Raw genomic sequence first — 25,314 nt, 5'->3', positions numbered from 1 at the left:
ATCAATAGCGGTAGGTGTCAGGCTTGAACGGGCCTTGCTTGGGCACGCCGATGTAGGCGGCCTGCTCGTCCGTCAGCTCGGTCAGCTGCGCGTTGAGGGTCTTGAGCTGCAGGCGGGCGACCTTCTCGTCCAGATGCTTGGGCAGCACATAGACCTTGCCGATGTCGTAGGCGTCCTTGTGGGCGAACAGCTCGATCTGGGCGATGGTCTGATTCGCGAAGCTGGACGACATCACATAGCTCGGATGGCCGGTGCCGCAACCCAGGTTGACCAGGCGACCCTTGGCCAGCAGGATGATGCGCTTGCCGTCCGGGAAGATCACATGGTCCACCTGCGGCTTGATCTCGTCCCACTCGTACTTTTCCAGGGACGCCACATCGATTTCGTTGTCGAAGTGACCGATGTTGCAGACGATGGCGTTGTGCTTCATCGCGGCCATGTGTTCATGGCGGATGACGTTCTTGTTGCCGGTGGTGGTGACGAAGATGTCGGCCTTGTCGGCCGCCCATTCCATCGTGACCACCCGGTAGCCTTCCATGGCGGCCTGCAGGGCGCAGATCGGATCCACTTCAGTCACCCACACCTGGGCGGACAGGGCGCGCAGGGCCTGGGCCGAACCCTTGCCCACGTCGCCATAACCGGCCACCACGGCGATCTTGCCGGCGATCATCACGTCGGTGGCGCGCTTGATGCCGTCCACCAGCGATTCACGGCAGCCATAGAGATTGTCGAACTTGCTCTTGGTGACCGAGTCATTCACGTTGATGGCGCGGAACAGCAGCGTGCCCTTGGCGGCCATTTCCTTCAGACGGTGCACACCGGTGGTGGTCTCTTCCGTCACGCCAATGATTTCGGCGCTCTTGCGGGTGTACCAGGTGCTGTCTTCGGCCAGCTTGCGCTTGATGGCGGCGAACAGGACACGCTCTTCTTCGCTACCCGGGTTGGACAGCACCGACAGGTCCTTCTCGGCCTTCTGGCCCAGGTGCATCAGCAGCGTGGCATCGCCGCCGTCGTCCAGGATCATGTTGGGGCCTTCGCCGGCCGAGCCCTTGGGCCCGAAGTCGAAGATGCGGTGGGTGTAGTCCCAGTAATCTTCCAGCGTCTCGCCCTTGTAGGCGAACACCGGCGTGCCGCGGGCAACTAAGGCGGCGGCGGCATGGTCCTGGGTGGAGAAGATGTTGCAGGAGGCCCAGCGCACTTCGGCGCCCAGGGCTTGCAGGGTTTCGACCAGCACGCCGGTCTGGATGGTCATATGCAGCGAGCCGGTGATGCGAGCGCCCTTGAGCGGCTGGCTGGCGGCGTATTCCTCGCGGATGGCCATCAGGGCGGGCATTTCGCTTTCAGCGATGCTGAGTTCCTTGCGGCCCCAGTCGGCGAGCGACAGGTCTTTGATCAGGTACTGGTCTTGTGCCAGCGGCTTGAGAACGGCGTTCATACGGGCTCCTGCGTGGGTTGAGCCGTTGACACCTGGGGCCGTGGGGACAACACACCCACCCGGCCGCCTGAAAGGTCAACGGGTGAGCGCGGTTGCTGGGCTGTGAGGGGATACAACACAGCAGTTCCGAGCCTGGCCTCTGGCGGTGAGAGGTCGCAACGCTCCTCGGAACGGGTCAGATTCTAGACGCACAATCGCCGGCCATGAAGCCCTTGATGTCTTGTTCTCGTGAGGAATGGCGCGCCGTGCGTGGCGTGTTGACCGATATCGATGACACCCTGACCACCGATGGCGCGCTGGCGGAGCCCGCACGGCAGGCCCTGGAGCGGCTGGCCGCCGCCGGAGTGCCGGTGATCGCCATCACCGGGCGGCCTGCAGGCTGGAGCGAACCGATGGCGCGCCGCTGGCCGATCTGCGGCATCGTGGCGGAGAACGGTGGGGTGCTGCTGACGCGGGAGCGGGTCAAAGGCGCTTCGGCCAAGGAGACGACGCACACGCTTTTCGTCGAGTTCAGTCAGGACGCCGACACGCGTGCGCGCAATGCGGCGCGTCTCCAGCAGTGCGCGGCCGCAATCCTCGCGCAGGTCCCCGGCGCGCAACTCGCCACCGACAGCGCTGGACGGCTCACCGACATCGCCATCGACCACAGCGAGCACACGCACCTCGCGCCGGAGGCCATCGAGGCGGTGTGCGCCGTCATGCGCGCGCATGGTCTGCGGGCGACGGTCAGCTCCATCCACATCAACGGATGGATCGGCGACCACAACAAATGGACCGCCGCGCAATGGGCGGTGCCACGGCTCACCGGGCAGGCGTTCGATCCCGACCAGTGGGTCTATGTGGGTGATTCAAGCAACGATCAATTGATGTTCGAGCATCTGCCGCTGACGGTGGCCGTGGCCAACATCGAGCGGTTCCTGCCGGTGCTGACGCATCGACCGACCTACATAACGCGCGCCGAGCGTGGAGCCGGCTTCGCGGAGGTCGTGGACGCACTGCTCGCGGCTCACAGGCCTGCCGCGAGCACTCCATCCCTGTGAGTCTCGGCTCAGGGCAGTAAGGCCAGTCCGCCGACGAGGCTGTACGCCTGTGCATGACCCAGGCGGCGCAATGCGCGGGCGGCTTGAGTGCTGCGATTGCCGCTGCGGCAGCAGAAGACCAGCGTGGTCTCCGCGGGCAGCGCCTGCCAGGACGGAAGCTGGTTCAGCAACTGGGAGAGCGGCACCACCTGGACGTCGGCTTGCGCTGCCACCGGCCAGCGGCGTGCCAGTGGTCCCATCTGATGTTCATAGGCTTCGCGCACGTCGACCAGCACCAGGCGCGTGGGAGTGGGCAAACGCGGGGCGCCCATCGCTGGTGACTCGTTCGAGTCGTTCGAAGTGTTCGACGCCTTTGCCAGCGCTGCAGCCACCTCGGCCTGGGTGATGTTCACGCAAGCTTCGCCTTCACCGGCTGCGATGCGGGCGCCGCAAGCGATGGTCTGGTATTGCGTGGGCGGCAAATGTCGCTCGAGATCGGCCTTGGCCGTGGTGAACTCCGGCGCTTGCAGACGCCCGGTGAGCACACCTTCCAGCAGCGGCTGTGCTGCGCACTCGATGGCCAGCGTGGTGGCGAAGCGGTTGTCGTAATCGTGGCCCGGCAGCAGCAGCGTGTCGCGCCCGATGAGGCGATGCAGCAGATGCAGCGAGTCGACGTAAGAGAGTGGGGCGCTCACCGGGAAATCACTGCGGCCGAGGGCACCGGGCATCACGGTATCTCCGATGAACACGGCGCTCAGCCCCTGCGCATCTTCGAGCAGATAGGCGGTGGAATCGACGGTGTGGCCCGGCACCGACAGGCGCTTGAGCTGGAGCGAACCCAGGGCGATCCCGTCCGATTGTTCCGGCCAGCCCAGTGCATCCAATGGGCCGGTGGCCAGGAGGCGATCCGCCAATCGGTCGCGCAGCTGCGGCGCCGATGAGGCGTGGTCGCCATGGCCGTGGGTGTCGAGCACTGCGGCGACGCGGGCTTCCCGGCAGGTGACCCACTGCAGCAGGGGCCCGGTCAGTTCGGGCAGCGGGTCGATGATGACGCACTGGTTGGAGGTCGCGTCCCACACTGCATAACAACAGGCACCGTCCACGACCCAGCGGGTGATGCGCTCGGAGTCACCAGCGGCAGGTGCGTCGGCGCCTGCTGAAGTGGGCGTTGCAGTCTGCCCCGCAGTCTCCCCATCCATGGCAGAAGAACCCCCAGCGGCCCTTGTGGCTGCGAACGGCTGACAGGCGGCTGTCAGGGCCTCCCCGCAGGCGCGCAGTCGGCGACACGCCTCCGCAATCACCGCCGGTGCATCAGCGGGGCCAAACGACAGCCGCACCGCCGACGCTGTCTGCGCCTGCGGCAGTCCCATTGCCTGCAGCACGTAGCTGGGCTGAGCCTTGGCGGCACCGCAAGCCGAGCCGCCGCTGGCGCGAATGCCGGCCGCATCAAACAGATCCAGCAGGGTGCGGGCGCTCAGGCCCGGGACCGACACGTTGAGCGTCGTGGGCAGCGTGATGTCGAAGGGTGCGTTGAAGATCACGCCAGGGAAGGCGTCGCGCAGAGCCTGGACGAGTTGGTCGCGGTAGCCGAGCAGCACCGCCGCCTTGCCAAACGTGTTTCCCGATTCCAGCGCCTTGAGGACCGCACCGAGGGCGGCAATGCCGGCGGTGTTCTCGGTGCCGGAACGCGAGGCGCTTTCCTGCCCGCCTCCCGCGAGCAAGGGCGTGAACGGCGCGCCTTCTCGCACGTAGAGCATGCCGATCCCTTTCGGCGCGTACAGCTTGTGGCCGGAGAAGGGCGCGTAGTCGATGCGGCGGCGGATCAGATGCAACGGCAACTTGCCCAATGCCTGCACGCCGTCCACCAGCCACAGGGCGTTGTGGCCTTGCAGGGCGTCGGCGACACCGTCGATATCGGTGATCACGCCGGTTTCGTTGTTGGCGGCCATCGTGCAGACCAGACCAGTGCCGTCCATGTGATCGCGCAGCCAGCGCAGGTCATGACGGCCGTCGAGGCCCACAGGGATGGCCATGATTTCCAGGCCGAGGCCGAGCACCTCGTTCCAATGCGCGAGCGCCTCGGGCACGGCCTTGTGTTCGGTGGCGCCGTAGAGGACCCGGTGGGGAGCAGGGTGCGGGATGCGGTGGAGGAGGGCCGGGTCGCCAGAGAGGGCGGCGGACGAAGTCGCCGACGACCGCTGCTGCCGCAGATGCATGAGCGCGGACAACACGGCGGTCTGGATGCCTTCGGTGGCGCCGCTGGTGAACAGCAGCCGGCCAGTCGGTGCGTCGAGCACGCGACGGCCGGTGGCCCGTACCTCATCCATCAAGGCGCGCACCTTGAGTCCCGCCCCGTGAATGCTGCTGGGGTTGCCGAAGGTCTCGGCCATCACCGCCAGTGCCGCTTCGCGGGCTGCCGGGAGTACGGGGGTAGTGGCGTTGGCGTCCAGATAGATGTCCATCCCCGGAATTGTCGGAAGGCGATGCCGGGAATGGATTGCAGTTTCGTCATATCGACATGTCGAAAACGAAATTGGCGATCGTCAAAGCGTACGTCGATGAAACCAGATTCCGCTGATGGCGCATTACGTTGAATCTCGCCATGGATAAGTAGGCCCACTCTGTGGCCCAATGCTCACCTAGAGTTGCAGTTCTATTTCCCACCTCATGTCCCGCACGAAACTGGATTCCATCGACCGAAAGATTCTCGATCTGCTCCAGGTGGACGCCGAGCGGCAGGTCGCGGATCTTGCCGCGGATGTGGGCCTGTCGGCCACACAGTGCTGGCGGCGGGTCCAGCGGCTGAAGGATGCCGGGGTCATCAGCCGGCAGGTGGCGCTGGTGGATCGGAGCAAGGTGAACGTGGCGGTCACCGTCTTCGTCGCGGTGCGCACCAACACCCACACCGAGCAATGGTTCAACCGATTCCGGGCCACCGTCGAAGCCATCCCGGAAGTGGTCGAGTTCTACCGGATGAGCGGCGACGTGGACTACCTGCTGCGCGTGGTGGTGCCAGACATCGCCGCCTACGACCAGGTCTACAAACGCCTGATCGCCGGCACGCAGCTGTTTGACGTCTCCTCCAGCTTCGCGATGGAGGAGCTCAAGTTCACCACCGCGTTGCCGCTGTCCTACATCCCCTGAGCACCTCGCGCGTATTCATGCGCGGCGTGACCCGCACTCAAGCCTCAAGCAAACAGCGGCGGCGACCCAGCGACCCAGCGACTCGGCTACCGAGCTATCGAGCTACCCAGCTAGCCGGCCACGCAGCGACGACCCCGCGCATGCTCAAGCCGCATCCCGATGCGCCACCATCGCCGATGCTGCCGCCTCGTCTGCCACCCCGCCCCGGACCGGCGTCGATCCATTGAGCAGCGCCATCGAGACCTCCGGATACCGCTGGCCCGACACCGGATGCTGCGCCAGCAGCGCCGCCACGTCCTCCCGCAGCACATCGTTGAACCGCAGACGCGCCGCCCGCGCGTTTTCCTCCAGCCGCGCCAGGCTGCGTGTCCCCGGAATCGGCACGATGTCCGGCCCGCGATCCAGCAGCCATCCCAGCGCCAGTTGGGCCGCAGTCATGCCGTGGTCTGCCGCCAGCGCCGCCAGCCCGTCGGCCAGGCCGAGATTGGCCCGCAGATGGGCCGGCTGGAAGCGTGGGTTCATCCGGCGCCAGTCGTCGGCGGCCAACTGATCGGCGGTACGGATGGCACCCGTCAGGAAGCCTCGGCCCAGCGGGCTGTACGGCACCAGCGCAATGCCCAGCTCCCGGCAGGTCGGCAGGATCTCGTCCTCGACCTCCCGCGTCCACAGCGAATACTCGGTCTGCACCGCCGTGATCGGATGCACCTTGTGGGCCCGCCGGATGGTGTCGGCCGAGGCTTCCGACAGCCCCAGATGCCGCACCTTGCCGGAACGCACCAGCTCGGACATCGCCCCCACCGTCTCTTCAATCGGCACCTGCGGATCGACCCGGTGCAGATAGTAGAGGTCGATGTGGTTCACGCCCAGCCGACGCAGGCTGGCGTCGCAGGACCGGTGCACATGCGCCGGGCGGCCGTCCACGCCGCTGGACAGGCCCTGCGCATTGCGCACGATGCCGAATTTGGTGGCCAGCACCACCTCGCGACGCCGGTTGACCAGCAGACCGCTGAGCAGCCGCTCATTGGCACCCATCCCGTAGATATCGGACGTGTCCAGGAAGTTCATGCCCAGATCCAGGGCGCGGTGCAGCACGGCCAGCGAGTGGCCGTCGTCGGTCGGCCCGTAGTAGTCCGACATGCCCATGCAGCCCAGCCCGAGGGCGGACACCTCCGGACCATGGGCGCCCAGACGGCGGCGGGGGACTTGCGGCAATTGGTTGAGGGGTTCGCGGGAGAAGACAGTCATGGCGGCACTCCTTGAAGGCAGAGGGGGCGATGTCCGACAGCTTAGAAATTCCACCCCCTCCAGAACCAGCGCAAACCTCGCCCGTCATTGCCCAATCCTCCAGACCCCTTGTGCGCACCCTGTGCACGCGCGAGATCTCTTTGCACAATCCGGAGCATGGTTGCTCCCACTTCCCTCCCCGTGGCCGACGAACTCCAGGCCCTGCGCGCCCAGATGGTGGACCTGACCCTGCGCCATGTCGGCGGCGAGGGCTCGCATCCAAGCGCGATTCCCTGCCTGCACCTGATCCGGGCCTGCACCACCACCACCAAAGGCCCGGCGCTGTATGAGCCCGGCGTGGTGATCGTGCTGCAGGGCCGCAAGAAGGTGGAGCTGGGCGACGAGACGCTGTTCTACGACCCGCTGCATTTCCTGCTGGTGTCGATGACGATGCTGCCGCGTGGCCAGGTGATCGATGCCACGCCGGAGAAGCCCTACCTGTGCATCCGCGTCAGCTGCGACACCCAGACGCTGGCCGATCTGATGCTGGAAGTGGGGCCGATGAGTTCGGACGCGATGCCGCAGGCGCAGAGCGCGTTGAATGTGGCGCCCGTGGATGCAGCGCTGCTGGGCGCGGCGCTGCGCATGATGCAGCTGCTGGACAACCCGCAGGACCAGCGGGTGCTGGGGCCGTTGCTGCAGCGGGAGATCTTCTACCGGGTGCTGACCGGGCCGCTGGGCCCGAAGCTGCGCTCGCTGGCCCAGCAGGACAGCGCGACGCGCCGCCTGTCCCGCGCCATCGACGAGCTGACCCGCCGCTTCAACGAACCGCTGAGCATCGAGCATCTGGCCGAAGTCGCGCACATGAGCCCGTCGACGCTGCACCAGCGCTTCAAGCAGCTCACCAGCTTCTCGCCGATGCAGTACCAAAAGCAGCTGCGGCTGCAGCATGCGCGGCGGCTGATGCTGGCCGAAGGGCTGGATGCGGCCAGTGCGGCGCATCAGGTGGGGTACGAGAGCGCCTCCCAGTTCAGCCGCGAATATCGGCGCCTGTTTGGCACGCCGCCGCGCGCCGACATCGAGCAGATCCTGCGGGTCAGCTGAGCAGCGCCTCAGTCTTCCAGGCCGAGGAAGACCGACATGCGGTGCAACTCTTCGTCCAGCGCCTGCCGGAAGGCCGCCTCGCGGGGGCGCCGACCGATGAACCCCAGGTCCGGCACCAGCCGCTGGCGGTCCACCTTCAGGTTGGCCCAGCCGATCATTTGATCGCCCCACAGCATCGGGAGCGCGTAATGGCCCATGGTGCGGCGCTCCGCCGGCGTGTAGGCCTCGAAGCGATAGGCCCAGCCCCACAGCCGCTCGAAGCGTCGGCGGTCCCAGACCAGCGGATCGAAGGGCGCCAGCAGGCGCACCCGTTCCATGTCCACCCGGTGGCGGCGGGAGGCCGGGTTTTCGTCCGCCGGCCAGTACCAGCGCTCGCCGTCGAGGGTGGCATGGGCATATCGGGACGCCGCCGCCTTGCAGGCGGCACGGGTCTCCGCACGAAGCTCGAAAGCGCCGTAGTTCAGCAAGGTGGTGAGGTAGCCGAGGGTGGCGGCGGGCAGGGGCGCATACAGGGACACCACGAGGTCCATCAGCGCCAGCGCCCGCGCCTCACGGGCGGCAGGACTGTCGTCCACTTCCGGATGGTCGATCGCTTCATACACCCGCGTCCCCGCATCGCGTCGCACCACGCGCAGCATTCCGCGGTAATGCATGCCGTCCAGGAGCTGAGTGCTGGCGTTGAGCTCTCCACCCCAATAGCCGGCGACCCGGCCATGGTGGCTGAAGGCGGCAAGCACCTCGGACGGATGGACGCGTTTTTTCTCGCGCACGAAGGCCAGGACATCGGCGGCACGTGCGTGGGTGTCGGCATCCCACGGCCGCTTGGCGGTGCGGGGATGCATCAGCGCCAGATGCTCGCGCGGCAGAAAGCCGTAGTTGACGAGGCAGTCCTCATCCACAGGGAGCTTGGTGTAGCGACGTTCCAGCTCACCGGCGCGGTAGTCCTGCACCCGCTGCATCAGGATCAGGTCCTGCGCCCGCGCAGGCGCCCGCATCGGGTCGGCCTGCACGAATCCCAGGCGCCGGATGGCCTTGAGCAAGGTGGTGGGCGGGAACAGCGTGCGGGCGATGGCATGCCGGCGCAGCGCATCAGGATCGATCACAGGCATCGGGGCGCGGTGAGGCTGAGGTCAGCCTGCACGATACGTCGGGGTGATGCTGGATTTTGGCAGCAGCGCAGACGCTGTCGTCAGGAGGCCGGAGACGGGCCGCCCCTGCTGCGCTTCGGGATCCTATGGCAGGCCGGGTCCGGTCGCCGCATCCGGCGCCCTGCCGCGCTCGACCTGCGTCAGGGCCGGCGCCCGCCGTCCAGCGTGCCGAACGCGGACTTCTGCTCCTGCGTGTCCATCTGCATCTCGAAGCTGAAGAAGCGGTTGCGGCCGGTGGATTTGGCGTTGTAGAGCGCTTCGTCGGCCCGGATGATCAGGCCTTCCACGCTGGTGCTTTCGTCGGGCACGCAGGTGGTGATGCCACCGGAGAGGGTGATGTTGGCCCCCGTCGGCGAATCCGGATGCGGAATCGCCGAGATCTCGATGGTGCGCATCAGCGCCCGCGCATAGGTCATCGCGCCGGAGCGCGGGGTGTTGGGCAGGATCAGCGCAAATTCCTCGCCGCCATAACGACCGGCACAGTCGCTCGGGCGGCGGCAGGTCTCCTTCAGCAGCTGGCCGACACGGCGCAGGCAGGCATCGCCCGCCACATGGCCGGCCGCGTCGTTGTAGCGCTTGAAGTGGTCCACGTCGCACAGCACCAGCGTCAGCGGTTTGCTTTCGCGGCGGGCCAGATCCAGCTCCTGCTGCAGCCGGGCGTCCAGGGCGCGGCGGTTCATCAGGCCGGTCAGGGCGTCCACGCTGGAGAGCTCTTCCAGCTGCGCATTGGCCGCCCGCAATTCTTCGGACATCGTCACCAGCCGTTGCCGCATCTGGGCCAGGCGCTGCATGGCGCGCAACTTGGCATGCAGGATCATCGGGGACACCGGCTTGACCAGGTAGTCATCCCCGCCGGACTCGATGCCCTTCCAGATGTCCAGGTCCTGCTTGAACTGGGAGAGGAAGATGATCGGGGTCCAGCCGCCCGGCTCGGCCGCGCGCATCTCACGGGCGGTCCAGTAGCCGTCATGGCCCGGCATTTCCACGTCCATCAGCACGACGTCCGGACGGTAGCGGCGGAACAGCTCCAGGCCCCATTCCGCGCTGTCCGCTTCCAGCACCCGATGGCCGACGCGATCCAGCTCGGCGGTCAGCGCCACACGGGTGGCGTTCTGGTCGTCGACGATGAGGATGGTCAGCGGAGTCGGTGCAGCATGCATGCCGCGATTTTGCCCACGCCCCAATGAAAAGGGCCGCGAGAAGCGGCCCTGGATGAGGGGTATTTCAGGCTTTGGACTGCGCAGTAAGCCCGGTTTTCTGCAGTGCCTGCAAAGACCGTGACATGTTGCGCAAAGCCGGCCCAGGCAACGGCCCGGGCCCGGCCAGGCACCTCAGAGTCCGGCGGCGGCGCGCAGCGCCTGGGCGCGGTCGGTGCGCTCCCAGCTGAACTCGGGCTCTTCGCGGCCAAAGTGGCCGTAGGCCGCCGTCTTGCCGTAGATCGGGCGCAGCAGGTCCAGCATCTGGATGATGCCCTTGGGGCGCAGGTCGAAGTGCTCATTGACCAGCGCGGCGATCTGCTCGTCCGGGATGACGCCGGTGCCTTCGGTGTAGACCGTCACGTTCATCGGACGGGCCACGCCAATGGCATAGGCCACCTGGATCTGGCACTGACGGGCCAGGCCTGCAGCCACGATGTTCTTGGCCACATAGCGGGCGGCGTAAGCCGCCGAGCGGTCCACCTTCGTCGGATCCTTGCCGGAGAAAGCGCCGCCGCCGTGCGGGCAGGCACCGCCGTAGGTGTCCACGATGATCTTGCGACCGGTCAGGCCGCAATCGCCCTGCGGGCCGCCGATGACGAAACGGCCGGTCGGGTTCACCAGGTACTTGGTCTCCTGCAGCCATTCCTTGGGCAGCACCGGCTTGATGATTTCCTCGATGACCGCCTCGTAGAACTCGGGCTTCATCTTGTCGCCCAGCGACATCTCGGGGGCATGCTGGGTGGACAGCACCACCGTGTCGATGCTGTGCGGCTTGCCGTCCACATAACGCATCGTCACCTGGCTCTTGGCGTCCGGACGCAGGAAGGGCAGACGGCCGTCCTTGCGCAGCTGGGCCTGACGCTCCACCAGACGGTGCGAGTAGTAGATCGGGGCGGGCATCAGCTCCGGCGTTTCATCGCAGGCGTAGCCGAACATCAGGCCCTGGTCACCGGCGCCGGTGTTCAGGTGATCGTCCGAGGCATGGTCCACGCCCTGGGCGATGTCGTTGCTCTGCTTGTCGTAGGCGACCAGAACGGCGCAGCCCTTGTAGTCGATGCCGTAGTCGGTGTTGTCGTAGCCGATGCGCTTGATCGTGTCGCGGGCGACCTGGATGTAGTCGACATGCGCGTTGGTGGTGATCTCGCCGGCCAGCACCACCAGGCCGGTGTTGCACAGGGTCTCGGCGGCTACGCGGGAACGGGGATCCTGGGCCAGGATGGCATCCAGAATGGCATCGGAGATCTGGTCGGCCACCTTGTCCGGGTGGCCTTCAGACACGGATTCCGAAGTGAAGAGGAAATCGCTCGCCAATTTAAACTCCTGAGTTCAGTCTACGGGCGTTGCCGTGCTGAGAATCAGGCGGCGAACGCTTTAGCGGCATTTTTCAGTCGCCCCGCAAGTTGTCCAGATTAACTCGGCGACGGGGCGCATTATAGAAAAAAGGCGGCCCTGTGCCGCCCTATGGAATTGGCACGGATGGGAAAACTGGCGACTTATGCATTGATCGGGCTGCTGTGGCTGCTCCACTGGCTGCCGCTGCGCTGGGTGGCGGCGCTGGGCTGGGGGCTGGGCGGGGTGCTGCACCGGCTGGCCGGCTCCCGTCGCCGGGTCGCCCTGCGCAATGTGGAGCTGTGCTTTCCGCAGATGCCGCAGGCCGAGCGTGAGGCGCTGGTGCGCGAGCACTTTGGCTGGCTGGGCCGGAGCCTGCTGGAGCGGGGTTTCCTCTGGTATTGCTCACCCGAGCGGCTGCAGCGGATGATGAAGGTGGAGGGCAACATCAAGCTGTCCGAGCAGGTGGACCGGCCGGTGATGTGGCTGATGCCGCACTTCGTGGGCCTGGACTGGGTGGGGCCGGCCATCATGCTGAATCAGTCCAAGCCGGGCAGCAGCATCTATCAGCGCCAGAGCAACGCCACCTTCGACGTCGCCCTGCGCCGCGCCCGCTCGCGCTTTGGCACCACCAAGCTGGCCGACCGGCATGAAGGCGTGCGCAGCATCCTGCGCCACATCCGGGACGGCTACGGCTTCCTGAACCTGCCAGACATGGACTTCGGCCCCAAGGACTCCGCCTTCGTGCCCTTCTTCGGAGTACCGGCTAACACCTTGCTGGCGCCGGCCAAGATCGCCCAGACGATGAAGATGGTGGTGCAGCCGGTGGTGGTGACCATGCTGCCCAAGGGGCAGGGCATCCGCGTCACCGCCTATGACGCGCTGGAGAACTATCCCAGCGGCGATCTTGAAGCCGACGCCCGGCGTTTCAACGAATGGCTGGAGGCCCGGATTCTGGAGAATCCGGCGCAATATTTCTGGGTGCACAAGCGCTTCAAGACCCGCCCGCCGGGAGAGCCGTCGCTGTATCAGCGCTGACACCCGCCACGGTGATAATCCGCCCATGAAACTGCGCTTCACCAAAATGCAGGGCGCCGGCAACGACTTCGTCGTGCTGGACGCCACGCAGCATCCGATGCAGCTCACCCATGAGCAGCTGCGCCATGTGGCGGACCGCCGCTTCGGGGTGGGGTGCGACCAGATTTTGGTCATTGAAGCCGCCCGCACGCCCGGCGTGGACTTCGGCTATCGCATCTTCAATGCCGACGGCTCCGAGGTGGAGCACTGCGGCAACGGGTCGCGCTGCTTCGTGCGCTATGTGGTGGACAAGGGCCTGACCGACAAGCACACGGTGCGGGTGCAGACCGTCAACAAGATTCTGGAGCTGCGCCTGCGCGAGGACGGCCGGGTGACGGTGGACATGGGCGCCCCTGTGTTCCATCTGCCCGACGTGCCCTTCCAGCCGGAGGACCTGACGCCGCGGGATGTGAACGGCTTCGAACTGTGGCCGCTGGCCCTGGGCGATGGCATGGCCTGCGAGGTGGCCGTGCTCTCCATGGGCAACCCCCACGCCGTGCAGCGGGTGGAGGACGTGGACCATGCGCCGGTCGCGCTGATCGGCCCGCAGGTCGAAGCGCACGAGCGATTCCCCCGCCGGGTCAACGCCGGCTTCCTGCAAGTGGTCAGCCGCAGCGAAGTGAAGCTGCGGGTGTTTGAGCGCGGCAGCGGCGAAACCCTGGCCTGCGGCACCGGCGCCTGTGCGGCGGTGGTGGCCGGCATCCGGCTGGGCTGGCTCGACGAGACCGTGGAAGTGCACACCCATGGCGGCGACCTGCGTATCGAATGGGCCGGCCTGCGTGAGGGCCTGACAGCGTCGGTCTTCATGACGGGACCGGCGCAGACCGTCTTTGAAGGAGAAATCGAACTGTGAGTGGCATCGAAGGCATTACCGAACAAGACATCGCCGACTATCTGGCGAATCACCCCGGCTTCTTCGAGCGTCATGCCGAGCTGCTGGCCAATGTGCGCATCTCCCATCCGCATGGGCAGCGCGCCGTGTCGCTGCAGGAGCGTCAGGCCGAGCTGCTGCGGGACAAGATCCGCGGGCTGGAGCACAAGATCGTCGAGATGATCCGCAACGGCCAGGAGAACGTGGCCATTGCCGACCGCCTGCATCGCTGGACGCTGGCGCTGATGCTGACCCGCGAGGACGGCCAGTTGCCCGAAGTGCTGCTGCGCGAGCTGCGTCACCAGTTCCTGATTCCCCAGGCCAATCTGCGCCTGTGGAACATCAACACCGGTCATGCCCTGGCCCCGTTCGCCGCGGAAGTCAGCAGCGATGTGAAGACCTTCGTCAGCAGCCTGAGTCAGCCGTATTGCGGCATCAATTCCGGCTTCGAAGCCGCCCGCTGGCTGGAAGAGGATGTGGCCTCCCTGGCCCTGGTGCCGCTGACGGCTGGCACGCCGTCGCAGCCCTTTGGCCTGCTGGTGCTCGGCTCGCCCGACCCGACCCGCTACACCGCGGAGATGGGCACCGAGTTCCTGACGCGCGTCGGCGAAATCGCCAGCGCCGCGCTGTCGCGACTGCTCACCGCGGACCCGCATGCAGCCGCCCAAGCTGACTGACGAGCAGCAGCGCTACCTGGACCACCTGCGTGTGCAGCGCCGTCTGGCGGACCGCACGCTCACGCTCTATGCCGAAGCGCTGGAGCGGCTGACGGTGCTCGCGCAGGCGGCGGACGTGCCGCTGCTGCGGCTCACCGCGCACCAGGCCCGGCGCTTCCTGGCACAGCTGCATCAGGCCGAGCTGGGGCCGCGCACGCTGGCGCTGATCCTGTCCGCCTGGCGCGGCTGGTATCGCTGGCTGGGCCACAACGGCATGATCACCGCGAATCCCATCGTGGATCTGCGTCCGCCCAAGGTCGGCCGTCCGCTGCCCAAGGCGCTGGCGGTGGATGATGCGGTGCGGCTGGCCGACCATCAGGAGCCCAATGCCGATCCGGTGGGCGAAGCGCTGGACCGCTGCCTCGTGGAGCTGCTGTATGGCGGTGGGGTGCGGGTGTCTGAACTGGTGGGCCTGGACCTGCGCTACTTCCCGACCTCGCTCGGCTGGATCGAGCCGGACAACCAGGAAGCGCATGTGCTCGGCAAGGGGTCCAAGCGACGCGCGGTGCCGCTGGGCGGTCCGGCCCTGAAGGCGATTGAAGCCTGGCTGGCGGTGCGCGGCCAGTGGGCGCAGGACGGGGAACCGGCGCTGCTGGTGGGCAAGCGCGGTCGCCGCATCACCGCCCATCAGGTCCGCGCACGGCTCAAGGAACGGGCCCTGCATGCCGGCATGCCGACGCATGTCCATCCGCACATGCTGCGCCACTCATTTGCTTCGCACCTGCTGCAATCCAGCGGCGACCTGCGAGGGGTCCAGGAATTGCTGGGCCACGCCAACATCAGCACCACCCAGGTCTATACCCGGCTGGACTTCCAGCACCTGGCCAAGGTGTATGACGCCGCGCATCCGCGCGCCAAGAAGAAATAAGCGACTGTCCGATGCGATCTCCCAAGCCGCCTGTCCCACTGTCTCTGAAGCCGTCTTTCAAGTCGTCTTTCGAGCCGTCCAGCGGGACCGCCTTCGTGGCACCCACCTCGCAGCCTTCCTTGCGGGGTGCGCTGCGGGCACTGTCTGCGTCCCTGCCGATCTCAATGGCGCATCGCCCGCTGCTGCTTTGCTCCGCGCTGCTGGCGGTCACCGGGCACGCCGGGGCACAGTCCGCGTCCACCCCTGCTGGCGCGTCCTCGTCGTCCCTGATGCAAACGCGCGGCCCTCAGAGCTTCCTGTCGGCCACGGCCGTCGGGTCTCCCTCGGGCATGAAGCCGCAGGCGCCGCGTGGGCAGACGGCCGATACGCCGGTCACCGCCACCGACAGCCGGCCGGCGGCCTTCGAGATGAACTGGACCCCGCTCAAGATGCCTACGGGCGAGCGCACCGCGCTGCTGGGGCTGAGCTACATGGTGGCGGTCAATGAAGACTGGGGCCTGGGGCCGACGTTTTATGGCGCCGCCAAGGGCAACTACGGCGGTCTGTTCACGGCGGGCTTCACGGTCCAGCGCCGCTGGCGCCTGTCTCAGGACTGGCACGTGGCCACCGGCGTCTATGCGGGCGCGGGGGGCGGCGTGAGCTCCGAGCAGGTGCGCGCCGGGGGCGGCCTCATGCTGCGCCCGGAGGTGTCGCTGCGCGGTGAATTCGGCAACTGGTATGCGGGCGTCGGCGTGACGCAGGTGCGTTTCCCCAGCGGCAACATCAAGGACACCACCTGGAGCCTGACGCTGGGCCGCATGGACCGCCTGCTGAGCTTCTCGCCGGCCGACGCGGGTCTGTATGGCCGCACTGGGGACCGCACCGGCATGGGCTTCGATGAAATCGCCCTCAGCGCCGGTGTCGAAAAGCCGCGCGACGGCAGCATCACCCGCGACGGCAGATCGGTGAGCAACCGCAAGGGCAAGGCGGGCGCGGACCTGCGTCAGTACTTTGGCAACGGCGGATCGTGGTGGGGCCTGGAGGCGTCGGGCGCGGCCTCCGGCGGCTCTGACGGCTACATGGAAATCTTCGCCAATGCCGGTCAGGATTGGGGCGTGATCTCGCCGCGCCTGCGGGTGGGCGGGCAGATCTCCACTGGCCTCGGCGGCGGCGGCAACCTGGACACCGGCAATGGCTGGCTGTTCCGTGCCGGCCCCACGCTGCGCTGGATCACGCCGTGGGGACCGACGCTGCGCCTGGATGCGAGTTATCTGAAGGCGCCGTGGGGCCACTATGACTCGATGCAGGTGCGTGCGTCATTGGCGCTGCCGCTGGAGAAGGGCTCGCGCGTGCTGAACTCGCCGCCGCTGGAATCCGGCACGGTGCGTGAGCAGGACTGGTACCTCAGCATGCCGCGCTTCAACAGCTTCGAATTCAAGGACGGCAGCAAGGACTCGGTGACGGGGCTCGGCATTGGCATGGCACGCGACTTCAGCGGTCCCTGGTACGGCACCGCGCAGGCGGGCAGCGCGGCCTTCGGCAAGGCCGGCGCGTTCTCTTATGGGATGTTCGGCCTGGGTGCCAAGACCCATCGTCTGCCGGGCGGGTTCCGTGTCGGGGCGGAAGCACTGGTCGGTGCGGCGGGCGGCGGCAATGTGGCGGTGGGCGGCGGTGCCGTCACCCAGGGCGAACTGTGGGCCCAGTGGGAAGGCAGCGAGCCGAAGGACCGCCTGCGGGTGAAGGTCGGCGTGGGTCAGTGGAAAGCACTGGGCGGATCCAAGCAGAGCACGCCGATGGTCAGCCTGAACATCGGCTGGGCGTTTGGCACGTTGGGGCCGCGGTCGCTCTGAATCCCAGGGCGCTCTGAACGACAGGGCGCATGGAATCGCAAGACGCGTGGAATCGCAGGGCGTTGAATTGCTGGCGCTGAATCGCGGCACGCCCGGAGCCGCGCGGTGCCCGGATTCTCAGGCAGAGACGCTGCCGCGTGAGCTGGGCCCCGGTGTCAGAGCATGCGTTGCAATGCGTTGTCCTGGCGGATGCGCCAATGCCACAGCGCCGCGAGCAGATGCGCGCCGATGACATAAAGAAAAAACACGCCGACCCACTCGTGCACTTCCTTGAGCGCCTTGGCCAACGTCTCATTGGGCACCGCCATGCCAGCCAGACGCCAGCTGATGAGCGGGAAGCCCATCCCCTTGCCTGACACCATCAGCGTGGCGAAGCCCAGCAGCGGCTGCACCAGCAGATAGACAAACAGCGCCACATGCGCGAGAGCGGCCATCAGGCGCTGGGGCAGGGGCGGCGCCGGCACGATCGCCGGCGGTGTCTGTTGAAACCGCACCAGCAATCGCGGCACGGTCAGCAGCAACACCAGCACGCCGGTCAAGGTGTGCAACTGACTGACCAGCAGCCGCTCCGGGGAGCCCCGCGCCAGCCAGTCCCGCCCATAGATGGACAGATAGGCGAGCAGCACCAGAGCGGCAGAGAGCCAATGGGCATGGCGAAGGAAGGCGGGGTAGCGGCGCCGATCCGCAGGGAAGGCATGGATGTGCATCCGGGTCAGTCCCTGACGCCGTAGGCGAAGTTCGTGAGGCTGTTCGCGGACGGCGGACGGGCGTTGCATGCCCCGCACACCGCAACCGCTGCATCGGACTCGATCGTCAGTCGGTATCGGGGACAATCGCCCCATGAAAGTGATTCGTCTCCGCGAGGGCAAGGACCGCTCGCTGCTGCGCCGCCATCCCTGGGTCTTCCAAGGCTCGATCGACAAGGGCAAGGCCGACCCTGGTGAAACCGTCCGTGTGGAATCGGCGGAAGGCAAGTTCCTGTGCTGGGCGTCGTTCAGCCCCACCTCCATGATCCGGGTGCGCGCCTGGAGCTTCGACGAGCATGAACGCATCGACGAAGCATTCTTCCAGCGCAGGATCGAGGCCGCCATCGCCTTGCGGGCCCGCATGCCCATCGCCTCCGATGCGGTGCGGCTCATCCACGGCGAAGCAGACGGCCTGCCCGGCCTGATCGTGGACCGGTACGGCAGCACGCTGTGCGCGCAGTTCCTGTCCGCGGGCACGGAGAAGTGGAAGGGGGTGATTGCCGACCTGCTGCTGGCCGCCACCGGCCTGACGCGCCTCTATGAGCGTTCTGATTCGGGCGTGCGCACGCTGGAAGGCCTGGAGCCGGTGACCGGCTGGCTGCGCGGCGACGGCGACACGGCGGTGGTCATCTCCGAGCACGAATGGAAGCTGAGCCTGGACGTGGCGGAAGGCCACAAGACCGGCTACTACCTGGACCAGCGCGACAACCGCAAGAAGTTCGCCGACCTGGTGCGCCACTATGGCTGCCAGAGCGTGCTGAACTGCTACAGCTACACCGGCGGTTTCTCGGTGGCGGCACTGGCGGGCGGCGCCACTGAAGTGGTGAGCGTGGATTCATCCGGCCCCGCGCTGGCCCGTGCGACGGCGCACGTGGAACTCAACGGTTTTGATCCGGCGCACCACACGGCGCTGGATGCGGACGTCAATCAGACCCTGCGCGACATGCTCAAGCAGGGGCGCAGCTTTGACGCCATCATCCTGGACCCGCCGAAGTTCGCTCCGACGGCGTCCCATGCGGAACGTGCCGCGCGTGCGTACAAGGACATCAACCGCCTGGGTCTGAAGCTGCTCAAGCCGGGCGGCCTGCTGTTCACCTTCTCCTGCTCTGGCGGCGTGGGCCCCGAGCTGTTCCACAAGATCGTGGCGGGTGCGGGGATGGACGCAGGGGTGGACGGCTTCATCATGGATCGCGTCGGCGCCTCGCCGGACCATCCGCAGACCATCTATTTCCCGGAAGGTGAGTACCTGAAGGGGCTGCTCATCCTGAAGCGCTAAGTGAGGCGCTGAGCACGGGCAGCGGCACCCGCGGGTCAAACTTGGCCCGCTTCACCGAGAAAAAGGCCTTCACGTTCCGGACGTTGGCCTGCTGGGTGAAGAGCCGCTGCACCAGTGCGTGATAGGCCGGCATGTCCGGCACCTGCAGCACGAGGATGAAGTCGGGGCCGGGGGCCACGCGCCAGCACTGCTGAACCTCCGGTGCGGCGACGGCCAAGGCCTCGAATGCATCCAGATGCTCGGCGCCTTGACGGTCCAGCGTGATCTCCACCAGGGCGCTGAGCCCGCTGCCCAGCTTGTCGGGAGACAGGAGGGCCACTTGTTTTTCGATGACGCCACTGTCCACCAGCCGCCGGACCCGACGCAGGCAGGTAGCAGGGGACACGTGCGCGCGCTCGGCCAATGACTGGTTGGACAGGGACGCGTCCGACTGGAGCAGGTCCAGCAAGCGAAGGTCCACGGCGTCCAGGGTGCTTGAATATTCCACGGTAGAGGCGATTATGAAAGGAAAATTCGACGTTCCACGGCGGCGAAGGAAAATTGCATTTACACCGTGATATTGAAAGCCTCTTGCCGATGGACCTGCCTACGATGCCGCCATTCGCAATAGTTCTGGAGTTTTCCCATGTGTGGCATCGTCGGCGCCGTCAGCCAGAAGGACATCGTTCCCATCCTGATCGAGGGCCTGAAGCGGCTGGAATACCGCGGTTACGACTCCTGCGGCGTGGCGGTGCACCAGGACGGTCAACTGCGCCGCGCGCGCAGCACCTCCCGCGTGGCCGAACTGCAGACCCTGGCCGCGCAGGATGGTGTCGCAGCGGGTACCGGCATCGCCCACACCCGCTGGGCCACCCACGGCGCTCCGGCGGTGCACAACGCCCACCCGCACTTCTCGTATGGCCCCGGCGTGGACGCTCCGCAGGGCCCGGGCCGCGTGGCGCTGGTGCACAACGGCATCATTGAGAACCACGACGAGTTGCGCGCCGAACTGAAGGCCCACGGCTATGTGTTCCTGAGCCAGACCGACACCGAAGTCATTGCCCACCTGGTGGACCTGCTGTACCAGGGCGACCTGCTGGATGCCGTGCAGCAGGCCGTGGGTCGCCTCAAAGGCGCTTACGCCATTGCCGTGTTCCACCGGGATGAGCCGCACCGCGTGATCGGTGCCCGTGAAGGTTCGCCGCTGGTGCTGGGTGTCGGTCGCGATGAGCATGCCGGCGCATTCTTCCTGGCTTCCGATGCAATGGCCCTGGCGGGTGTGACCGACCAGATCGTTTATCTGGAAGAGGGTGACGTGGTGGACCTGCAATTGGGCCGCTACTGGATTACTGCACGCGGTGAAGTGACGGGGCGCTTCCAGAGCGTGGAGCGGGAAGTGCGCACGGTGCATGCGCACAGTGGCGCGGCCGAGCTGGGCCCGTATCGCCACTACATGCAGAAGGAAATCTTCGAGCAGCCAGTGGCCATTGCCAACACGCTGGACGCAGTGACGAGCATCACGCCGGAACTGTTTGGAGACGGCGCCTACCGCGTCTTCAAGGACATCGACAACGTGCTGATTCTGGCCTGCGGCACGAGCTACTACTCCGGCTCCACGGCCAAGTACTGGCTGGAGAGCATTGCCAAGATTCCGACCAGCGTTGAGATTGCCAGCGAATACCGTTACCGCGACAGCGTGCCGAATCCGCGCACGCTGGTGGTGACCATCAGCCAGAGCGGCGAGACGGCCGACACGCTGGCGGCACTGAAGCATGCGCGCTCATTGGGCATGCTGCATACGATGACGGTGTGCAATGTGGCGACCAGCGCCATGGTGCGTGAATGCGCGCTGTCGTTCATTACCCGTGCCGGTGCGGAGATTGGCGTGGCGTCGACGAAGGCGTTCACGACGCAATTGGTGGGCCTGTTCCTGCTGACGCTGGCACTGGCGCAGACGCGTGGACATCTGACGGAAGAGCAGGAAGCGGAGCATCTGAAGGCACTGCGCCACCTGCCGGTGGCGGTGCAGGCGGTGCTGGCGCTGGAGCCGCAGGTGATTGCCTGGAGTGAGGAATTCGCCCGCAAGGAAAACGCGTTGTTCCTGGGCCGTGGACTGCACTATCCGATTGCGCTGGAGGGCGCGCTGAAGCTGAAGGAGATCAGCTACATCCATGCGGAGGCGTATCCCGCCGGTGAGCTGAAGCACGGCCCGCTGGCGCTGGTGACGGCGCAGATGCCGGTGGTGACGGTGGCGCCGAATGACACGCTGCTGGAAAAGCTCAAAAGCAACATGCAGGAAGTGCGTGCGCGCGGTGGTGAGCTGTTTGTGTTTGCGGACGGGGATACGCGGATTGAAAGCGAGCCCGGTCTGCATGTGATCCGGATGCCGGAGCATTACGGCGCGCTGAGCCCGATCCTGCATGTGGTGCCGCTGCAGTTGCTGGCGTATCACACGGCATGTGCGCGGGGGACGGATGTGGATAAGCCGCGGAATCTGGCGAAGAGCGTGACGGTGGAGTGAGGCGGGCGGAGGGACTGGCGAGTTGTTCTTTGCCATTAATGTCTGAGACAGCGCATTAATGTCCGAGACGCGGCATCAAAGTCTGAGACAACTCGCGGGGGCACCGGCCTTGCCCTAAGCAACAGGACCCAGGGTCAGCTTCTCAGTCAAGACCGTATTGGGGAGGGGCCCTGAAGCGGGAGGGGCGAAGCCGTTCGGGGCTGGGATGCAACCCCAGTACAAGCCACCATTCGCATGTAGACAGGGCCCGCCCCCGCCGCCAGCTCACTTCGGGCCGGGCACTGATTGGGGCTCGCTAATTTGCGCGAGGCGCGCAGCCCTGTCCCTCAGCCGTTCCGTGCCAATAAACTCTGAGACGGCAGCGAGCCGCCATAACTGTCCCGCTTTGCACGGGTTCCGACGATCAACCGATCGAGAGAGAATCCACGGCGATAACCATTTGCAAGGGAGCGAGCGATGAGCCTTCTAGACTTTGGCAAGCTGAACGCCGTTGGCGGCGCCAAACAGACCGACCCCCGAAAGATCTTCACGACGCTCAAACGAGACGCACGCTTCAAACGACCGCTCGATGAGCAAGCCGACGTTCTGGACGAGTGGTATTCGCGCCGTACCGCCAAAGACTTGACCATCAAGATGAATACTGGCGGCGGGAAGACGGTGGTCGGGCTGCTGTGCCTGCAAAGCTCGCTAAACGAGAACGTGAGGCCTGCCGTCTACATCACGCCGGATAACTTCCTCGTTTCGCAGGTTCTAGAGGAAGCCCAACAACTGGGAATCGCTGCGACCGACGACGAGAAGGATGCCGAGTTCTTAGCTGGACGCGCCATCTTGGTCGTGAACGTGCACAAGCTGTTCAACGCCCGCTCAGTGTTCGGTGTGGGTGAAAACAAGATCCCGATCGGCTGTGTCGTCATCGACGATGCGCACGCCTGCCTCGGCGTCGTTCAGGAACAGTTCTCTATCAGGGCGTCGGGCGGCTCAAGGGTTTACGACAAGCTATTGGAGCTTTTCGATGAAGACCTCAAAGCGCAGTCGCCGACCGGTTTGCTGGACATCCAGGCCAAAGAACGGTCCATTGTGATGATGGTGCCGTACTGGGCCTGGCAAGCAAAACAGGACGAAGTTATCAAGCTCCTGCACGCTGAGCGCAAGTCTGAAGAGCTGGCGTGGAGCTGGCCGCTCTTAAGCGACTGCATCCCGCTGTGCACCTGCCTATTCGGCGGCGACACGCTGGAGATTGCGCCTCATTTCATTCCCATCGAACGCATCCCGTCGTTCTCTGCTGCGAAGCGGCGCATCTACATGACTGCGACGTTGGCGGACGACACGATTTTAGTCAGCCACTTCAGGGCTGACCCTGCGGATGTCGTCAAGCCCATCCGCCCCAAGGGCGGGGGCGACATTGGCGATCGGATGATTCTGGCACCGCAGGAGATCAACCCCGAATTTTCGCTCGAAGAGATCCGGGGCCTGGTTGCAAAGCTCGCTGAGGACGTCAACGTAGTCGTCATCGTGCCCTCGACGGAGCGATCCAAATTTTGGAAGGACGTGGCGAATCAGACCCTCGACAAGAACTCCATTCAACAGGGAGTTGACCGGCTGAAAAAGGAGTATGTCGGCCTGACGGTGCTCATTAACAAGTACGACGGCATCGACCTTCCTGGCGAGGCTTGCGAGCTTCTGGTCATCGACGGTCTACCCGAGGTATATGGGCTCGGGGAGCGGATGGAGATGGTGCTGCTTGATGGCACAAAGCGTCCCCTGGTCCGTCAGGTTCAGCGCATCGAACAAGGGATGGGCCGAGGCGTCCGCTCGAGTGACGATCACTGTGTCGTGCTGCTGCTGGGGGGCAGGCTGACGCAGCGGCTGCATCAGCCCGAGACTGAGGCCATGTTCTCGGCGGCAACGCGGGCGCAGATTGCACTGGGTAAAGAAGTCGCTAGCCAACTACGCAATCAGCCGCTAAATAAGCTGGTCGATATCATGAGCCTGTGCTTCTCTCAGAACGATGATTGGGTAGCAGCTGGGCGCAATGTAGTGGTCAATGCAGAGCAGCCCGATGGCGGGCATCTCGATGTGAACCAGGTAAGCCTGCGAGAAGCCTTCGATGCCGCGCGTCTAACCAGATATGACCTCGCAGTGCACCACGTGCAGGCCGCAGTCAATGCGACGCAGGACTCCCAGCTCAAGAGCTACTTGAAGCAGCAGCTCGCACAGTACACCAACTTTTCCGACCCCGCCGCGGCTCAGGAACTGCAGCTCGCCGCGTTGACCGGTAACCATCGTCTTTTAAAGCCGCTCGCCGGGGCAACCTATTACCGACTGAGCGCACCCGCTTCTGGCCAGACGGCGGCTGCCCTGGATTTCATGAGCAAATTCATTGAGGGCAACGAGCTCGTAATCTGGGTGAACGGGTTGCTCGATGATCTCGATTGGGGCGAGGAGGGCTCCAAGCGGTTCGAGGCTGCTATGAAGGACCTGGGCCTGTTCTTGGGATTCGGCTCGGAACGCCCTGAGGACAAGGTAGGCCGTGGCCCCGACAACCTTTGGGCTCTCGGTATCGGGCGTTACTTGGTCATCGAATGCAAGAGCGGAGCTGTACAGGCGGATCGCGTGTGCAAACACGACACCAATCAGCTAAACGGGTCCATCGTGTGGTTCGGACAACAGTACGACGCCACATGCTCCATGACACCCATCTTGGTACACCCCAAAACCGTGTTCGAAAACGCAGCGTCACCTGACGCCCGGATTCGGATCATCAACGAGGCCGGCCTAACAAGACTGCGTGCTGCAGTTCGCGCCTACGTCGTCGCACTGGCAAGCAAGGGCGGCTTCACGGTGGCAAACGAAGTGCAGCGACAGCAGCAGTTTCACAAGCTGGGTGCGGACCAAATCGTCGACCTGTGCACCGTATCACAGGGTGCTAAATAGGCTTCCAGAACGTTGATCCACCTACAGAGCGCCTTGTTCTCACTTTTCATGGCCTCGAATAGATAGTTATAGGCGGCGACCCAGTTGATCGCCGACCTTACTTAACGCTCTCAAGCGAGGCTTGAGCGACAGGGATCGGCTCAATGAACTTAGCCAACTCTTCTTGCTGGGTGAGCAGGAACGGGGCGTCTTTGACCTTGTCGTAGAGTTTCAGAAGCCGCTGTTCCGCTCTGTTCAAAATCGTGCCGTAGAGCAGCGGCTGAATCTTGACCTTGTCGTTGTCTTCGGTCCGAGTGCCACCTTCCCCGCTTTCAATCTGGTCGCCAAGGACGAAGCCGTCAATGCGGGTGTCAGGCTGAATGTGGCCCCGCTTCTTCAACTCCTTCACGTACTTCCAAATCTGTTCCTTCTCCTTGGACCCGAGGGAGAGCTTGGTGGTCTTCAGATCAACGATGACGAGGTGCTGCACGCCAGCTTCTTGGTGATCCTCGTTGTACGAAGGCAAGGAGTAGAAGCCGGTGCTGCCGTCGCCGCGAATGACGAAGTCAGGGCGGTTGAGCGAAGCCTTCTCGGCTTTGCCGTCAAAGAGCTCCCGGATGATCGTCGTCATGCCCTTGTTGGACGTGAAGTGGATGGACTCAAACTTGTCGCCGAACATCCAGAGGCCCTTGGCAAATAGCGGCTGGAGTTCCTTCACCTCGTCGATGCCTGCGATCTGAATCTTGATTCGCAGTTCATTGATGACCTTCAAGCGGCCCTGAATCTCGTCTAACACAACTTTTGCCATGCCAATGGTCCACTGAATCAACCCGGGTTTTGAGGAGGCTCAACACTCTGAGAGGATTGAGCCATGAGCAAGTCGAACAAGTTCTCACCCGAGGTGCGTGAGCGTGCC

20 protein-coding genes and 1 riboswitch are annotated in these 25,314 nt (G+C 65.2%); of the genes, 11 read left to right on the top strand and 9 right to left on the bottom strand.

The features are described from left to right. Position 1: 1 nt before the first annotated feature. Complete coding sequence (gene ahcY / locus FHS28_RS09345) at positions 2-1,435, bottom strand: adenosylhomocysteinase (RefSeq protein WP_088454562.1); 1,434 nt, start codon at positions 1,433-1,435, stop codon at positions 2-4. 77 nt (positions 1,436-1,512) lie between these two features. Continuing rightward, a riboswitch (S-adenosyl-L-homocysteine riboswitch) is annotated at positions 1,513-1,608 on the bottom strand. Positions 1,609-1,638: 30 nt separating this feature from the next. Here ahcY and FHS28_RS09340 point away from each other — a divergent pair. Further along, complete coding sequence (locus FHS28_RS09340; RefSeq protein ID WP_088454563.1) at positions 1,639-2,475, top strand: HAD family hydrolase; 837 nt, start codon at positions 1,639-1,641, stop codon at positions 2,473-2,475. Positions 2,476-2,483: 8 nt separating this feature from the next. On the opposite strand, the gene FHS28_RS09335 is transcribed toward FHS28_RS09340, so the two are convergent. Further along, positions 2,484-4,916, bottom strand: a complete 2,433-nt coding sequence (locus FHS28_RS09335) for an aminotransferase class V-fold PLP-dependent enzyme (RefSeq protein ID WP_088454564.1) — start codon at positions 4,914-4,916, stop codon at positions 2,484-2,486. A gap of 205 nt (positions 4,917-5,121) precedes the next feature. Here FHS28_RS09335 and FHS28_RS09330 point away from each other — a divergent pair, with 205 nt between their 5' ends. Next, positions 5,122-5,598 carry an Lrp/AsnC family transcriptional regulator gene (locus tag FHS28_RS09330; protein ID WP_088454565.1) on the top strand — a complete coding sequence of 159 codons (477 nt, stop codon included), beginning with the start codon at positions 5,122-5,124 and terminating at the stop codon, positions 5,596-5,598. A gap of 144 nt (positions 5,599-5,742) precedes the next feature. On the opposite strand, the gene FHS28_RS09325 is transcribed toward FHS28_RS09330, so the two are convergent. Continuing rightward, entirely contained in the window at positions 5,743-6,843 is a 1,101-nt protein-coding gene (locus FHS28_RS09325) for an aldo/keto reductase (RefSeq protein ID WP_088454566.1), read from the bottom strand. A 156-nt stretch (positions 6,844-6,999) separates the two neighbouring features. Between FHS28_RS09325 and FHS28_RS09320 the strand changes: the two genes are divergently transcribed. Beyond that, the gene (locus tag FHS28_RS09320) at positions 7,000-7,926 is read left to right on the top strand and encodes an AraC family transcriptional regulator (RefSeq protein WP_088454567.1); all 927 of its coding nucleotides are present in this window, start codon (positions 7,000-7,002) and stop codon (positions 7,924-7,926) included. Between the two features lie 8 nt (positions 7,927-7,934). Here FHS28_RS09320 and FHS28_RS09315 read toward each other — a convergent pair whose 3' ends face one another. The 3 genes from FHS28_RS09315 to metK form a co-directional block, all read right to left on the bottom strand. Further along, the gene (locus FHS28_RS09315) at positions 7,935-9,035 is read right to left on the bottom strand and encodes a DNA glycosylase AlkZ-like family protein (RefSeq protein WP_088454568.1); all 1,101 of its coding nucleotides are present in this window, start codon (positions 9,033-9,035) and stop codon (positions 7,935-7,937) included. Positions 9,036-9,214: 179 nt separating this feature from the next. Then, on the bottom strand, positions 9,215-10,234 hold the full coding sequence (locus FHS28_RS09310; RefSeq protein ID WP_088454569.1) for a GGDEF domain-containing response regulator: 1,020 nt from the start codon (positions 10,232-10,234) through the stop codon (positions 9,215-9,217). A gap of 171 nt (positions 10,235-10,405) precedes the next feature. Next, on the bottom strand, positions 10,406-11,584 hold the full coding sequence (gene metK, locus FHS28_RS09305) for a methionine adenosyltransferase (RefSeq protein WP_088454570.1): 1,179 nt from the start codon (positions 11,582-11,584) through the stop codon (positions 10,406-10,408). 165 nt (positions 11,585-11,749) lie between these two features. Between metK and FHS28_RS09300 the strand changes: the two genes are divergently transcribed. The 5 genes from FHS28_RS09300 (at position 11,750) to FHS28_RS09280 (ending at position 16,963) form a co-directional block, all read left to right on the top strand. Continuing rightward, complete coding sequence (locus FHS28_RS09300) at positions 11,750-12,640, top strand: LpxL/LpxP family acyltransferase (RefSeq protein WP_088454571.1); 891 nt, start codon at positions 11,750-11,752, stop codon at positions 12,638-12,640. Positions 12,641-12,665: 25 nt separating this feature from the next. After that, positions 12,666-13,532, top strand: a complete 867-nt coding sequence (dapF, locus tag FHS28_RS09295) for a diaminopimelate epimerase (protein ID WP_088454572.1) — start codon at positions 12,666-12,668, stop codon at positions 13,530-13,532. After that, on the top strand, positions 13,529-14,227 hold the full coding sequence (locus FHS28_RS09290) for a DUF484 family protein (protein ID WP_088454573.1): 699 nt from the start codon (positions 13,529-13,531) through the stop codon (positions 14,225-14,227). The genes dapF and FHS28_RS09290 overlap by 4 nt, the downstream gene beginning before the upstream one ends. Further along, complete coding sequence (locus FHS28_RS09285; protein ID WP_088454588.1) at positions 14,205-15,134, top strand: tyrosine recombinase XerC; 930 nt, start codon at positions 14,205-14,207, stop codon at positions 15,132-15,134. The genes FHS28_RS09290 and FHS28_RS09285 overlap by 23 nt, the downstream gene beginning before the upstream one ends. 164 nt (positions 15,135-15,298) lie before the next feature. Beyond that, the gene (locus FHS28_RS09280; protein ID WP_184294460.1) at positions 15,299-16,963 is read left to right on the top strand and encodes a BamA/TamA family outer membrane protein; all 1,665 of its coding nucleotides are present in this window, start codon (positions 15,299-15,301) and stop codon (positions 16,961-16,963) included. A 155-nt stretch (positions 16,964-17,118) separates the two neighbouring features. On the opposite strand, the gene FHS28_RS09275 is transcribed toward FHS28_RS09280, so the two are convergent. Beyond that, entirely contained in the window at positions 17,119-17,739 is a 621-nt protein-coding gene (locus FHS28_RS09275; protein ID WP_184294458.1) for a cytochrome b, read from the bottom strand. 64 nt (positions 17,740-17,803) lie between these two features. Here FHS28_RS09275 and FHS28_RS09270 point away from each other — a divergent pair, with 64 nt between their 5' ends. Beyond that, positions 17,804-18,985 carry a class I SAM-dependent rRNA methyltransferase gene (locus FHS28_RS09270; RefSeq protein ID WP_088454576.1) on the top strand — a complete coding sequence of 394 codons (1,182 nt, stop codon included), beginning with the start codon at positions 17,804-17,806 and terminating at the stop codon, positions 18,983-18,985. Here FHS28_RS09270 and FHS28_RS09265 read toward each other — a convergent pair. Beyond that, a complete protein-coding gene (locus tag FHS28_RS09265) occupies positions 18,969-19,472 on the bottom strand; it encodes an Lrp/AsnC family transcriptional regulator (RefSeq protein ID WP_088454577.1) in 504 nt (167 codons plus the stop codon). The genes FHS28_RS09270 and FHS28_RS09265 overlap by 17 nt on opposite strands. A 138-nt stretch (positions 19,473-19,610) precedes the next feature. On the opposite strand from FHS28_RS09265, the gene glmS reads away from it, so the two are divergent. Together glmS and FHS28_RS09255 are read left to right on the top strand one after the other, a co-directional pair. Beyond that, positions 19,611-21,485 (top strand): glutamine--fructose-6-phosphate transaminase (isomerizing), encoded by a 1,875-nt coding sequence (gene glmS / locus FHS28_RS09260; protein ID WP_088454578.1) that lies wholly within the window; start codon positions 19,611-19,613, stop codon positions 21,483-21,485. Between the two features lie 456 nt (positions 21,486-21,941). After that, entirely contained in the window at positions 21,942-24,419 is a 2,478-nt protein-coding gene (locus FHS28_RS09255) for a DEAD/DEAH box helicase (RefSeq protein WP_088454579.1), read from the top strand. 97 nt (positions 24,420-24,516) lie between these two features. Here FHS28_RS09255 and FHS28_RS09250 read toward each other — a convergent pair whose 3' ends face one another. Then, a complete protein-coding gene (locus FHS28_RS09250; RefSeq protein WP_184294456.1) occupies positions 24,517-25,206 on the bottom strand; it encodes a hypothetical protein in 690 nt (229 codons plus the stop codon). Positions 25,207-25,314 lie beyond the last annotated feature (108 nt).

This window comes from Roseateles terrae, assembly GCF_014192155.1.
GTDB classification, from domain to species: domain Bacteria; phylum Pseudomonadota; class Gammaproteobacteria; order Burkholderiales; family Burkholderiaceae_C; genus Roseateles; species Roseateles terrae.
The sequence above is the reverse complement of the archived record's forward strand: the minus strand, read 5'-3'. Positions and strand labels throughout refer to the sequence as shown.